Annotated in this window: 11 protein-coding genes; 6 read left to right on the top strand and 5 right to left on the bottom strand. The window is 65.2% G+C overall.

All coding sequences use genetic code 11. The features are described from left to right. The first annotated feature begins 118 nt into the window (after positions 1-118). Genes U5768_RS00855 through U5768_RS00865 form a run of 3 tightly spaced genes read left to right on the top strand, consistent with a single transcriptional unit; the run spans position 119 to position 4,372 of the window. On the top strand, positions 119-1,447 hold the full coding sequence (locus U5768_RS00855) for an MFS transporter (RefSeq protein ID WP_415913825.1): 1,329 nt from the start codon (positions 119-121) through the stop codon (positions 1,445-1,447). 13 nt (positions 1,448-1,460) lie between these two features. Then, positions 1,461-2,678 carry a mandelate racemase/muconate lactonizing enzyme family protein gene (locus U5768_RS00860; RefSeq protein ID WP_322028489.1) on the top strand — a complete coding sequence of 406 codons (1,218 nt, stop codon included), beginning with the start codon at positions 1,461-1,463 and terminating at the stop codon, positions 2,676-2,678. Between the two features lie 17 nt (positions 2,679-2,695). Beyond that, positions 2,696-4,372 carry a choline dehydrogenase gene (locus tag U5768_RS00865; RefSeq protein WP_322028490.1) on the top strand — a complete coding sequence of 559 codons (1,677 nt, stop codon included), beginning with the start codon at positions 2,696-2,698 and terminating at the stop codon, positions 4,370-4,372. Here the strand turns inward: U5768_RS00865 and U5768_RS00870 are convergent. The 5 genes from U5768_RS00870 to U5768_RS00890 all read right to left on the bottom strand — a co-directional run bounded on the left by U5768_RS00870 (position 4,345) and on the right by U5768_RS00890 (position 9,479). Continuing rightward, positions 4,345-5,223, bottom strand: a complete 879-nt coding sequence (locus tag U5768_RS00870; protein ID WP_322028983.1) for a LysR substrate-binding domain-containing protein — start codon at positions 5,221-5,223, stop codon at positions 4,345-4,347. The two genes, U5768_RS00865 and U5768_RS00870, sit on opposite strands and share 28 nt — an antisense overlap. 90 nt (positions 5,224-5,313) lie before the next feature. Further along, a complete protein-coding gene (locus U5768_RS00875) occupies positions 5,314-6,468 on the bottom strand; it encodes an MFS transporter (protein WP_322028491.1) in 1,155 nt (384 codons plus the stop codon). Positions 6,469-6,478: 10 nt separating this feature from the next. Then, on the bottom strand, positions 6,479-7,303 hold the full coding sequence (locus U5768_RS00880) for a betaine/proline/choline family ABC transporter ATP-binding protein (RefSeq protein ID WP_322028492.1): 825 nt from the start codon (positions 7,301-7,303) through the stop codon (positions 6,479-6,481). Between the two features lie 88 nt (positions 7,304-7,391). Continuing rightward, positions 7,392-8,357, bottom strand: a complete 966-nt coding sequence (locus U5768_RS00885) for a proline/glycine betaine ABC transporter permease (RefSeq protein WP_322028493.1) — start codon at positions 8,355-8,357, stop codon at positions 7,392-7,394. 75 nt (positions 8,358-8,432) lie between these two features. Continuing rightward, positions 8,433-9,479 carry an ABC transporter substrate-binding protein gene (locus tag U5768_RS00890; protein WP_322028494.1) on the bottom strand — a complete coding sequence of 349 codons (1,047 nt, stop codon included), beginning with the start codon at positions 9,477-9,479 and terminating at the stop codon, positions 8,433-8,435. Between the two features lie 268 nt (positions 9,480-9,747). Between U5768_RS00890 and fae the strand changes: the two genes are divergently transcribed. Genes fae through U5768_RS00905 form a run of 3 tightly spaced genes read left to right on the top strand, consistent with a single transcriptional unit; the run spans position 9,748 to position 12,768 of the window. Next, a complete protein-coding gene (fae, locus tag U5768_RS00895; protein ID WP_322028495.1) occupies positions 9,748-10,269 on the top strand; it encodes a formaldehyde-activating enzyme in 522 nt (173 codons plus the stop codon). A 28-nt stretch (positions 10,270-10,297) separates the two neighbouring features. Further along, positions 10,298-11,317, top strand: coding sequence for an aldo/keto reductase (locus U5768_RS00900; protein WP_322028496.1), 1,020 nt, complete (start codon positions 10,298-10,300; stop codon positions 11,315-11,317). Beyond that, complete coding sequence (locus U5768_RS00905) at positions 11,314-12,768, top strand: NAD-dependent succinate-semialdehyde dehydrogenase (RefSeq protein WP_322028497.1); 1,455 nt, start codon at positions 11,314-11,316, stop codon at positions 12,766-12,768. The genes U5768_RS00900 and U5768_RS00905 overlap by 4 nt, the downstream gene beginning before the upstream one ends. Positions 12,769-12,808: the final 40 nt, after the last annotated feature.

Here is a 12,808-nt window from a genome sequence, read left to right on the forward strand (position 1 = left end):
TACTGATCAATCGTAAAAAAGGCGCCCCGCGAAAGGGGCGCCACCGATAAAGAAAGAACGCCTCGCGCGGCAACCGCCCGCGCGCCGGTGTCAGCGTTGCATGGGACAGGAGACAATTTTGCAGAAGTCCATCGGAAGGCCCAATGCGCCGGCGAATTCGCCGCGCGCCGAAACCCCCTCGCTCACGCCCGCCGCTTCGGGCTCGATACAGCGCTACGTGCAGTTGCTGCTGCTCGTGCTCGCTGCGGGCGGCATCTATCCGCTGCTGTATCTGCGTCAGGTCTATCAGACCACGATGCTCGATGTGCTGCATATCGACAACGCCCAGCTCGGTTATCTCTACTCCGTGCTCGGCATTGTGTTCTTCGTTTGCTATCTGCCGAGCGGCTGGCTTGCCGACCGCATCGCGCCGCGTCTGCTGATCTGCTTCTCGCTCATCGGCACGGGAGCGCTGGGACTTTGGTACTCCACCGCGCCTTCGTTCCATGCGCTGCTCGTGATCTTCTGCCTTTGGGGCGTCACCACGGGGCTCACGTTCTGGGCCTCGGTGCTCAAGCGCGTGCGCATGATCGCGGCGGCGAACGAACAAGGGCGCTTCTTCGGTCTGCTCGACGGCGGACGCGGACTCGTCGAGGCGCTGCTCGCCACCGCGGCGCTCGCGCTCTTCGCCGCCGCAACCGGCTCGGGACGCGGCGAAGCGGTGGGCCTGCGCCACGTGATCTATATGTACTCCTTCACGTGCATCTCGCTCGGCGCGCTGATGAGCTTCTTCAAGGACCCCGCGCCCGCGCAGGCCGAAAGCGGGCAGACCGAAGCGAATGCCGCGAGTTCCCTCTGGCGCGATCTCGCGACGCTCGCCGCGATTCCGCAACTCTGGCTCATGGCGGGTGTGGTGTTCTGCGGCTATCAGATCTTCTGGGCGACTTACAGTTTCTCCGCGTATCTCCAGCAAGGCGAGATGCGTATGAGCGTCGTGGCGGCCGGCATGGTCACCACCGCGAAGCTCTGGATGCGTCCCATCGGCGGCATAGGCGGCGGCTTTCTCGGCGATCGTCTGTCGAACCTGCGCGTGCTGATCTGGGCGCTGTTTCTCGCCGTCGCGGGCCTGATCGGCCTGATCCTGCTGCCCGCGCTGCGCAATATGGCGCTGCTCGGCGCGGTGGTGCTGTTCATCGGCCTCATGACCTATGCGATTCGCGGCCTCTACTGGACGTTGCTCGACTACTGCGCGATTCCCATGCGCATAACGGGCCTCGCCATCGGTCTCGTTTCGCTGATCGGCTATTCGTCTGACATCTTCCTGCCGCTCGTGAACGGCTATATCACCGAACACTACGCGGGCATGCTCGGCTACCAGATTTATTTCGCCTATGTCGCCGCCATCGGCACGCTCGGCGGTGTCGCCGCGCTCGTGCTCCAGCGCATGACTCATTCCAAACCTGCCTGAAACAGCCTGAACCATGAAAGTCGTTGCCATTGAAACGAACGTCGTCGCGGTGCCTCCTCCGCACCTCGGCGGCATGTACTGGATTTTCGTTACGCTGAAAACCGATTGCGGAATCGAAGGCGTAGGCGAAATCTACGCCGCCACGTTCCACCCCGACGTGATGGTGCGCGCGATCGAAGACGTCTTCACGCGCTATCTGCTCGACCACGACCCGCATCGGGTCGAGCGCCTGTTCCGCGAGACGTATTCGAGCGGCTTCACGCAGCGCCCGGACCTCACGATGATGGGCATCGTGAGCGGCCTCGAAATGGCGTGCTGGGACATTATCGGCAAGGCGGCGGACAAGCCGGTGTACGAACTGCTCGGCGGCATGGTGAACGAGCGGCTTCGTTCGTACACCTATCTGTACCCGAAGAATGCGAAGGGCGAATACGACTACGACGACCCCGACCTCGCCGCGCAGTGCGCGGCCGAGAACGTGGAGCGCGGCTTCACGGCGGTCAAGTTCGACCCGGCGGGCCCGTACACGGCGTATTCGGGGCATCAGCTTTCGCTCGAAGTGCTCGACCGCTGCGAAACCTTCTGCCGCAAGGTGCGTGAAGCGGTGGGAAGCAAGGCCGACCTGCTGTTCGGCACGCATGGGCAGATGGTGCCTTCTTCGGCCATCCGGCTTGCGAAGCGGCTCGAAAAATACGATCCGCTGTGGTTCGAAGAGCCGGTGCCCCCGGGGCAGGAAGAGGCCATCGCCAATGTCGCGAAGCACACGTCGATTCCCATTGCCACGGGCGAGCGCCTCACCACCAAATACGAATTCCACAAGCTGTTGCAGGCGGGCGGTGCGTCGATCCTGCAACTGAACGTCGCGCGCGTGGGCGGCCTGCTCGAAGCGAAGAAGATCGCCACGCTCGCCGAAGTGCACTACGCGCAGATCGCGCCGCATCTCTACAACGGGCCCATCGGCGCGGCCGCGAGCATTCAGCTCGCCGCCTGCACGCCGAACTTCCTGATCCAGGAAAGCATCGGCACGTGGGATGGTTTCCATGCGAAGGTGCTCAAGCGGCCGATTCAGTGGGAAGACGGCTACATCATTCCCTCGAAGACGCCGGGCCTTGGCGTCGAACTCGACATGGACGTCGTGCGCGCGCACTCGCCCTATACGGGCGAGCGTCTGCATCTGCAGATGGCGAGCCAGCCGGCCGACGTGCGCGACACCTCGCCCGCACGCGGCTGACCTGCCGGAGCATTCAAATGAACTACGACTACATCATCGTCGGCGCCGGTTCGGCGGGCTGCATTCTCGCGCAGCGGCTCAGCGCTTCGGGGCGTCATTCGGTGCTGCTGCTCGAAGCGGGCGGACCCGACGATTCGTTCTGGTTCAAGATCCCTATCGGCTTTGCCAAGCTGTACTACAACCAGCAGTACAACTGGATGTACTACAGCGAGCCGGAGCCGGAGCTGGCCAACCGGCAGATCTACGCACCGCGCGGCAAGGTGCAGGGCGGCTCGGGCGCGATCAACGCGATGATCTACGTGCGCGGCGCCGCGCGCGATTACGACGACTGGGCCGCCGCGGGCAACGCGGGGTGGTCGTACCAGGAAGTGCTGCCGTACTTCCGCAAGCTCGAATCGCACCCGCTCGGCGACACGCCCTGGCACGGCGCGAACGGCCCCGTGCGCATCACGCCGATGAAGGACGGCGCGCATCCCGTGTGCCGCACGTTTGTCGAAGGCTGTACGCAGCTTGGCTACGAGCGCAACGACGACTTCAACGGCGCGCGCCTGGAAGGCGTGGGCATCTACGATGTGAACACGCGCAACGGCAAGCGCGATTCGAGCAGCGTGGCCTACCTGCATCGCGCGGGGCATCGCGCGAATCTGAAGATCGAGCATCATGCGCGCGCCACGCGCGTGCTGTTCGACGACGCGAAGCAACGCGCCGTGGGCGTGGAGATCGTTCAGCAGGGCGTGAAGCGCACGTTCCAGGCGAATCGCGAAGTGATCGTCGCGGCGGGCGCGGTCGATTCGCCGAAGCTGCTCCAGCTTTCGGGCGTGGGTCCGCGCGCGCTGCTCGCGAAGCACGGCATCGACGTGGTGCACGAACTGCCCGCGGTGGGGCAGAATCTGCAGGACCACCTGTGCGTGAGCTTCTACTATCGCTCGCGCGTGAAGACGCTCAACGATTCGTTCGGTAGCTGGTTCGGCAAGCTGAAGTTCGGACTGCAATACGTCTTCCAGCGCAAGGGGCCGTTCTCGATGAGCGTGAACCAGTCGGGCGGCTTTTTCCGCACGAGCCAGGACGAAGCGCATCCGAACATGCAGGTGTACTTCAATCCGCTGTCGTATCGGATTCCTAAGTCAAATCGGGCGCAGCTCACGCCGGAGCCGTATTCGGGCTTTCTCGTCTGCTTCAATCCTTGCCGGCCCACGAGCCGTGGTTCGGTGGAGATCGCTTCGTCGAACGTGGAAGACTCGCCGAAGATTCGCGGCAACTATCTCTCGACGCAGAAGGACCGCGACGAGGCGATTGCGGGCAGCCGCCTCGTGCGCAAGCTGATGACGGCGCGCGCGTTGCAGGACATTACCGTTGCCGAGGTGACGCCCGCAAACGAAGTGACCGACGACGCGAGCATGCTCAAGTTCTTCCGCGAGCAAAGCGGTTCGATCTATCACCTGTGCGGCACCTGCGCGATGGGCCCGGACCCGCGCACGGCGGTCGTGGATGCGCGCCTGCGCGTGCATGGCCTCGAAGGCCTGCGCGTGGTCGATGCATCGATCTTTCCAAATATCACCTCGGGCAACACCAACGCGCCGACGATGATGGTCGCGGAAAAGGGCGCGGACATGATTCTGGAAGACGCCGATCAGGCGCTCGCCGAGAAGGCCGTCGCGCAAGGCCGTCAACGCATGGCGGCGATTTCGTCCTGAAGCCATTGCCGGAACAGCTTGAGCGGCTTCGACGCCTTCTGTTCCGGCCGCACCACGAACCAGTATGACTGGCGGCCGTCCACGTGGATGTCGCGCACCGGCGCGAGCAGGCCCCGAGCCAGTTCGCGTTCGATCATGTGGCGGTCGGCCATCGTCACGCCGAGCCCTTCCACGGCAGCGCTGATCGCATGGTCGAGCAGGTCGAATTCGTAGCCGCCCGAGGTGTCCACGTCCTCGATGCGCGCCGCGTCGAGCCAGTGCCGCCACGTGAGATAGCGCTGGTTGTCGCCCGCGAGCACGTGCAGCAGGGTTTGCTTCGTGAGGTCGATGGGCCCGTGCGCAAGCAACGCTGGCGAGCACACCGCGATGTGCGATTCGTGCATCAGCAGCGAGCTGTCGAGTCCTTCCCATTCGCCATCGCCAAAGCGGATCGCGCAGTCCAGCGCCGTCGAATCGGCGAGACTGTCCTGCAGATGCGTCGTGAGGCTCAGTTCCAGTTCGGGATGGCGCGCATGCAGGTGCGTGAGGCGCGGCACCAGCCAGCGGCTCGCGAAGGTGGGCGGCGCGTTCACGCGCAGGCGGTTGAGGTCGCTCTTCTGCTGGATCGTGCGCACCGTCAGCTCGATGCGGTCGAACGACTGCTGGAGCGTGCGCAGCAGCGCGCGCCCCGCGTCGGTCAGTTCGAGCCGGTGGTGATGGCGCTCGAGCAGTTCCTCGCCAAGCTGTTCCTCAAGCTGGCGCACCTGGCGGCTCACGGCGCTTTGCGTCACGTTCAACTGCTCGGCGGCGCGGGTGAAGCTGCCGCTCGTGCCTGCCGCCTCGAACGCCTTCAGGGCGTTCAGCGCCGGCATCTTTCGCTTCAAGGTCGTCTCCTCGCGAAAGGCGCCATCTCGAAACGACGCCTCATGCAAACGACGCAGTATACCGGCCCGCGACCCCATTCAGGCGCCCCGCGCCCGTGAGAGCGCGGCGAGCGCGAGCGTGACGACGAGCGCGAACACATAGAGGCCGCCCGCCCCGAGCAGACGCATGAACAACGACGCGACGGTCGGGCCGGCCGCGCCGCCGAGCGAGAAGACGAGCAGCAGCGTCGCGCTCGTCTGCACGCGCCGCGCCTGATCCACGCGGTCGTTCACGTCGGAGACGATCACGCCGTACAGCGTGAACGTGAGCGCCACGTAGAGAAAGAGCAGCGTATCGACGAGAACCGGCGCGCGCAGGACGGCCAGCGCCGCGGCCGCGCACGCGGAGACGAGCGAGATCAGCCCGAGCGTGGCGCGCCGCCCGAGGCGGTCGGAGAGCCGCCCCACGGGCCATTGCGAAAGCAGCGCGCCGATCAGCACGACGCCCATGGCGCGCGAAATACTGCTGGCGGGATAGCCGATGCGCGCGAGATACACGGGCGTGAGCGCATAGAACGCGCTGGAAAGCAGCCCCGCGCCGATGCAGGCCGGCACGCTGCGCGGCGCGACGCGGTGCAGTTCGCGCAGACCGTCGAGAAGCAGCGTGGGGCGTTTGGGCGTGGCGAGCGCGGAAGGCGCGGCCAGCGAGGCTTCGCCCGATTGCCACTCGCCGATCAATGCCACCGGAATGAGCGCGGCCACGAACAACCCGTTCACCAGCGCGTGCTCGAAAATGCCGCCGGGCGCGCCGATACCCAGCAGAAACTGCCCGGCGCTCACGCCGAGATAGGTGAGCACGAGATAAAACGCGAACGCGCGTCCGCGCCGCTCGTTCGACACGGCGCCGTTCACGCCGCTTTCGATCGACGTGAATACGCCGACCATGCTGAAGCCGGTGATGAGCCGCAGCACGGCCCAGATTTCGGGGGAATCGAAGGAGAGATAGCCGAGCGCCGCGAGCGCGGCAACCGCGCCGAAGCCGATGAAGGCGCGCTGCGGCCCGATGCGGCGGACGATCGGCCCCAGCCCCAGCGCGCCCAGGATGAAGCCCACGTAATAGCAGGATTGAACGAGGCCGACGGCGAGCGCGGTGCGCTCGCCGTGCAGCATGCGCAGCGAGATGAGCGTCGTGAGAAGGCTGTTGCCGCAAACGAGAATCGTATAGCCGCCCAGCAGGCCGATGAGCGCCCGCATCTACGGCGGCTTAGTGCGCGGTCCCGGCGCGGCGCTCGACGAAGCGCCGCACGTAGTCGTCGGCGGGGCGGTGCAGGATGTCGTCGGGCGTGCCGCACTGGATGAGGCGCCCGTCGCGCAGAATGGCGATCTGGTTGCCGATGCGCAGTGCCTCGTCGAGATCGTGCGTGATGAACACGATGGTCTTTTTGAGCGTGGCCTGGAGTTCGAGCAACTGGTCCTGCATTTCGGTGCGGATGAGCGGATCGAGCGCGGAGAACGCTTCGTCCATCAGCAGCACGTCGGTGTTCGCGGCGAGCGCGCGGGCGAGACCCACGCGCTGGCGCATGCCGCCCGAAAGCTCGTCGGGATAGTGGTCCGCGTAACCCGCGAGGCCCACCTTGCCGAGCCATTCGCGCGCGCTCGCCTGCGCCGCCGCTTTCTTTTCGCCGCGCGTGGCGAGGGCGTACGCGGCATTGTTGAGCACCGTCTGGTGAGGCAGGAGTCCGAAGCTCTGGAACACCATGCTCACGCCGTAACGTCGCAACTCGCGCAGGCCGTTGTCGGAGAGCTTGAGCACGTCCTTGCCGTCGATCAGGATCTCGCCCACGGTCGGCTCGATGAGCCGGTTGAAGTGGCGCACCAGCGTGGACTTGCCCGAGCCCGAGAGGCCCATGATCACGAAGATCTGGCCCGAGCCGATCGACAGGCTCACGTCGTTCAGGCCCACGTTGCAGCGCGTCTTTTCGAGGACTTCGGCCTTGCCCGCGCCGCCGCGCAGCAGGTCGAGCGCGCGCTGGCTCGCGTCGCGCGTGCCGAAGATCTTGTAGACGTTCTTGACTTCAATGCCGCTCATGATCGTTTACCTCATTCCATGCTCGTTGCGTATGCTGGATGCGCCGGCCAGATCGCACATTGTGCCGGCGCTTGTGCCTTCGCGCCCGTTATTTGGCCGGCTGGCTCGTCAGGTCGCCGGGCTTCGCGGCTTCGGCGTTTGCGCCTTCCTGTTCGCGAACGCGGCGAAACGGAATGCGCGAGGGCTGCTTCGACTTGCGCGCGAGACCGCGTGTGCGCCGGCCCTGGCCGTAGCCCTGGCTGATGCGGTCGATCACGATCGCGAGAATCACGATAGCCACGCCAGCCTGCGTACCCTTGCCGACATCGAGCGTCTGAATGCCTGCGAGCACGTCTTCGCCCAGACCGCGCGAGCCGATCATCGAGGCGATCACGACCATCGAAAGCGCCATCATCGTGGTCTGGTTGATACCGGCCATGATGCTCGGCCGCGCGAGCGGCAACTGCACGCCGAAGAGCAACTGCGTGCGCGTGGTGCCGAATGCGCGCGCCGCTTCGACGATCTCCGCATCCACGTGGCGAATGCCGAGATCGGTCAGGCGAATGAGCGGCGGCAACGCATAGACGACGGTGGCGAGAATGGCGGGCACCTTGCCGAGACCGAACAGCATGAGCACCGGAATGAGGTACACGAAGCTGGGCAGCGTCTGCATGACGTCGAGCACCGGCAGCAGCACGCGGCGCAGCCCGCTGCTCGACGCCGCGAGAATGCCGAGCGGCACGCCGAGCACGACCGAGATGAGCGTGGCGACCACCATCAGCGCGAAGGTTTGCATGAGCTTGTCCCACAGCCCGAAGCAGCCGATCAGCCAGAGCAGCACGACGAACAGCAGCGCGACGCCAACGCGCCGCGACGCATGCCAGCCGAGCAGGCCCACGGCCGCGAGCACGACGATGGGCGGCGTGGCGCGCAACAGGCCTTCCAGCGGCACGAGCAGGTCGCGCAGCATCAGCACGCTGAAGTTGTGGAACGCGTCGCCGTAGCGCTGCACGAACGCGGCGACCTGATCGTTGACCCAGTCGGCGATCGAGAGGTGAAGAAAGGGAGATCCCATGTTGAGCCTCATTCTGCGTGTGTCATGTGATGCGTACTGTCGTGCGGCCGCGCGGCCGCGCGCAATATGGGTGGCTTACGTGCGCAGACCGGCCTGCACGCGCGCCGCGACTTCCGGCGTGACCCATTGCTTCCAGATTTCCGGATGCTGCTCGAAGAACGTGTGCGCGACCGTGGACGCGTCGAGCTTTTTGTCGTGCATCTGCTGGACCAGTTGCTCGTCGAGCGCGAGCGGCAAGCTCACCTTGCCGAAGAACGCGACCGCGTCGGGCTCGGCGTCGTAGAACGGCGTGGAGACCGCGACCTTCAGATGCGAGACCTTGAACGCGGAGGCGCACGGCGCGCCCTTCGGGTCGGCGATGGTGTTCCAGCACGCGTCGGAATACGGCGCGCCTTCCAGTTGCACGAAGTGGTACTTCGCCATCAGGCCGGCGGGCTGCCAGTAATAAAAGAGAATGGGCTTGCCGCGCTCGTAGGCGGAGGCGATGGCCGCGTCGAGCGCGCCGCCGGTGCCGGGGCGGAAGTTCGTGTAGTCGTCGCCGAGCTTGTAGGCCGTGAGCAGGCGGTTGTTGAAGCGCTCGCAATCCCAGCCGGCGGGGCAGTTGTAGAAGCGGCCCTTGCCGGGTTCTTCGTCGTCGGTAAAGAGGGATTTGTACTGCGGCAGTTGCGCAACCGAGCGCAGTTGCGGCGCCATGGGTTTGATGCCGCGCTTCGCGTCGCCGTTGATCACGTAGTCGGGAACGTACCAGCCTTCCTTGTCGCCGCCGGGAATCAGTTCGCCCACGAGCTTCACGCTGCCATCCTGCAAGCCGTGCGCGACGATGGGGCTGCGGCCCGTCCAGTGTTCGGCCCATACCTGCAGATCGTTTTTCGTGAGGGCCGTTTCGGTGGCGGCCGTGGCGCCCGGCACGACTTCGGTCTTGCAGCCGTAGCCCTTTTCGAGCACCGTGCGGACCATTTCGGTCATCAGCGCGCCGCTTTCCCAGGTGATCTGCGCGAGCTTCACGGTCTTGCCCGACTGGCACCAGCCGGGGGCCGCAAAGCTGCTCGTGGCCGCGCAGGTCAGCGCGAGGGCGGCGGCTATACGCACTTTACGCACGCCAGCCAGCGTGATACGTCTCATGTCGTCTCCAGTTTTATTTGCACGGGCGGCCGTGCTTTTCGAATCGATCGGACCAGAGTCTAGCCGTGGCATTTCGGGTTGCGAAAGCCACGAATAGTCATCGATGCATTACCTGATCTCATGCCACTTTCATCACGCGAATCACGCATGCGCAGCGATGACTGCGCGTCATGCCCCCATGAGATTTCATAGCTTTTGGGCGCTTGCGGCGTGTGCTGGAATGCGTCTGGCCAAATTCGAACTCATGACACAGGAGACGGAGTCAAACATGAAAGACCTGCAAGTTTACATCGGCGAAGGTTTCGCGGGGCCAGGCGTAAACGCGGCCCACATCAACATCATGATTGGCCCGCGCAATGGCCCCGTGGGGCAGGCGTTTACGAACAGCTTGTCGTCGCCCTCCCAAGGTCACGTGCCGTTCATGGTGGTCGCGCAGCCCAACGTGCCGGTGAAGCCCGCCACGCTCTACGTGAACAAGGCCGATATTCGCGGCGACCTGCACGGCAACGCCACGTGGGGCGCGTCGCAAGCGGCCATTGCGAAGGCAGTGACGGAGGCGATGCTCGACGGCACGCTGCCGCCGCAGGCCGAAAACGAATGGTGCATCGTCACGGCGAACTGGGTGAACTGGTCGTGCGACGACCTCGACGCCGTGTACGAGAACAATTACGCGGCCTGCAAAACGGCCATTCGCGCCGCCATGAACGGCCTTCCGAAGCTCGACGACATTGCGAAGATCAAGGATCGGATCAGCAATCCGTTCTACACGCCGAAGGCCCGCGCGGCGTGAGCCGCGCCATTCGTTACAGGTGACTGCGATGCAATACGTGCAACTCGGCCGCTCCGGCCTGAAGGTGTCCCGCCTGTGCCTCGGCACGATGAACATGGGCACGCCCGAATGGAAGCCATGGATCTACAACGAAGAGCAGAGCGAGCCCATTGTGCGCCGCGCGCTCGAAGCGGGCGTGAATTTCATCGACCTCGCGGACTTTTATTCGACGGGCGTGGGCGAAGAAGTGGTGGGACGCATCGTGAAGCGAATCGCGAAGCGCGACGAACTCGTGCTCACGACCAAGGTCGGTTATCCGATCGGCAATGGCGCGAATAACCAGGGCCATTCGCGCAAGCACATCATGGAAGGCATCGACGGATCGCTGCGCCGGCTGCAAACCGACTACGTCGACGTCTACATGCTGCACTACTTCGACGTGAACACGCCGGTCGAAGAAACCATGGATGCGCTCAACGATATCGTGCGCGCGGGCAAGGCGCGTTATATCGGCGTCTCGACCATGTTCACGTGGCAGTTCGCGAAGATTCTTCAGGCGTGCGAGCGCTATAACTTCGCACGCCCAATCAATATGCAGCTTCAACTGAACTGCGCGTATCGCGAGGAAGAGCGCGAGATGATTCCGTTCTGCCAGGATCAGGGCGTGGGCGTTTCGGTGTTCAGCCCGCTCGCGCGCGGCCTGCTTTCCGGCGATGCGAAGTCGGTGCGCAATCAAACCGACTTCTTCACCGTGCAGATGTACGACGACGAAGCCTCGCGCGATATCGCGCGTTCGGTGGCCGAAGTGGCGGCGGCGCGCGGCGTGTCCTGCGCGCAGATCGCGCAGGCGTGGGTGCTGGGCCGTTCGGGCATTTCGTCGATGCTCGTGGGCGCGGACACCGTCGCGCAGTTCGAGAGCGCGCTCGCGGCGCTCGACATGCAACTGGGCGCCGACGAGCTTTACGAACTCGATCGCAACTACACGCCGTGCGACGTGATCAACGATTACGTGAGCGCGCGCATTCCGCGCGTGCCGCGCGCGGCGCGACGCCTGGAGATCGCAGCATGATCGACGGACTCAAGGAAACGCGCCTGTGGCGCACGTCGAGTTTCATCGACGGCGAGTGGGTGGCGAGCGAATCAACCTACCCTGTCATCGATCCGGCCACGGGCGAGCCGCTCGCGCAAGTGGCCCGCGCCGGCGCGCGCGAGGCATTGCAGGCCGTGGCGGCGGCCTCGCACGCGTTCGCCGCATGGCGCGACGCCACGGCGGCCGAGCGCAGCGCGAAGGTGCGCCGCTGGGGCGAGCTGATGCACGCGCATCGCGAAGACCTGGCGCGCATCATGACGGCCGAACAGGGCAAGCCTTATGCGGAAGCGCTCGGTGAAGTGGCCTACGCGGCGAGCTTTCTCACGTGGTTCGCGGAAGAGGCGCGGCGCGCCTACGGCGACGTGATTCCCGCGCCGAAGAAGGGCGCGCGCATTGTCGTGACGAAGGAGCCCGTGGGCGTGGTCGGTGCGATCACACCGTGGAATTTCCCGCTCGCCATGGTCACGCGCAAGGCCGGCCCCGCACTCGCGGCCGGTTGCGCGATGGTGCTCAAGCCTTCTGAAGAGACGCCGCTTTCGGCGTTCGCGCTCGCCGAACTGGCGGCCGAGGCGGGCATTCCGCGTGGCGTGTTCAATGTCGTTTCGGGCGATGCGCCTGCCATTGGCGACACGCTCATGGCCTCGAAGGCCGTGCGCAAGATCTCGTTCACGGGGTCGACGCGCGTGGGCAAGCTGCTCATGCGCGCCGCCGCAGATACGGTGAAGAAGGTCTCGCTCGAACTGGGCGGCAACGCGCCCTTCATCGTGTTCGACGACGCCGATCTCGATGCCGCCGTGGAAGGCGCGATGGCCTCGAAATTCCGCAACACGGGGCAGACCTGCGTGTGCGTGAACCGCTTCTACGTGCAGGCGGGCGTACATGACGCGTTTGTCGGGAAGCTCGTCGAAGCGGTTCGGGCGTTGCGCGTGTCGGGCGGCATGGAGCCGGGCGCGACGCAAGGGCCGCTCATCAACGGCGCGGCGTTGCGCAAGGTCGAGGCCCACGTGAGCGATGCGGTCGAGAAGGGCGGCGCCGTCGTGTGCGGCGGACGCCCGCATGCGCTGGGCGGTACGTTTTACGAGCCCACGGTCATCACGGGCGCGCACGGCGGCATGATGCTCGCCCACGAGGAGACGTTCGGCCCCGTGGCCGCCGTGTTCCGCTTCGAGACCGAGGAAGAAGCGATCCAGGCGGCGAACGACACCGACTTCGGCCTTTCGGCGTACTTCTATGCGCGCGATATCGGTCGCGTGTGGCGGGTGGCGGGCGCGCTGGAAAGCGGCATGGTGGGCATCAACGAGGGCATTCTCTCGACTGAGGTCGCGCCGTTTGGCGGCGTGAAGGAGTCGGGCCTCGGGCGTGAAGGTTCGAAGTACGGACTCGATGAGTACCTCGAAACGAAGTACATGATGATGGGCGGGCTCGGCTGATCTTAAAGGCCGCCGCGCGAAAGCGCAGCGGCTTTTTTCT

Source organism: Paraburkholderia sp. J76 (assembly GCF_905220295.1).
In the GTDB taxonomy this organism is placed as follows: Bacteria; Pseudomonadota; Gammaproteobacteria; order Burkholderiales; family Burkholderiaceae; genus Paraburkholderia.

Excerpts from the sequence above, each read along its gene's own strand:
- U5768_RS00885 (WP_322028493.1), bottom strand. The coding sequence starts at position 8,357 with ATGGGATCTCCCTTTCTTCACCTCTCGATCGCCGACTGGGTCAACGAT.
- U5768_RS00880 (WP_322028492.1), bottom strand. The coding sequence starts at position 7,303 with ATGAGCGGCATTGAAGTCAAGAACGTCTACAAGATCTTCGGCACGCGC.
- U5768_RS00865 (WP_322028490.1), top strand. The coding sequence starts at position 2,696 with ATGAACTACGACTACATCATCGTCGGCGCCGGTTCGGCGGGCTGCATT.
- U5768_RS00900 (WP_322028496.1), top strand. The coding sequence starts at position 10,298 with ATGCAATACGTGCAACTCGGCCGCTCCGGCCTGAAGGTGTCCCGCCTG.
- U5768_RS00860 (WP_322028489.1), top strand. The coding sequence starts at position 1,461 with ATGAAAGTCGTTGCCATTGAAACGAACGTCGTCGCGGTGCCTCCTCCG.
- U5768_RS00890 (WP_322028494.1), bottom strand. The coding sequence starts at position 9,479 with ATGAGACGTATCACGCTGGCTGGCGTGCGTAAAGTGCGTATAGCCGCC.
- fae (WP_322028495.1), top strand. The coding sequence starts at position 9,748 with ATGAAAGACCTGCAAGTTTACATCGGCGAAGGTTTCGCGGGGCCAGGC.
- U5768_RS00870 (WP_322028983.1), bottom strand. The coding sequence starts at position 5,223 with ATGCCGGCGCTGAACGCCCTGAAGGCGTTCGAGGCGGCAGGCACGAGC.
- U5768_RS00875 (WP_322028491.1), bottom strand. The coding sequence starts at position 6,468 with ATGCGGGCGCTCATCGGCCTGCTGGGCGGCTATACGATTCTCGTTTGC.
- U5768_RS00905 (WP_322028497.1), top strand. The coding sequence starts at position 11,314 with ATGATCGACGGACTCAAGGAAACGCGCCTGTGGCGCACGTCGAGTTTC.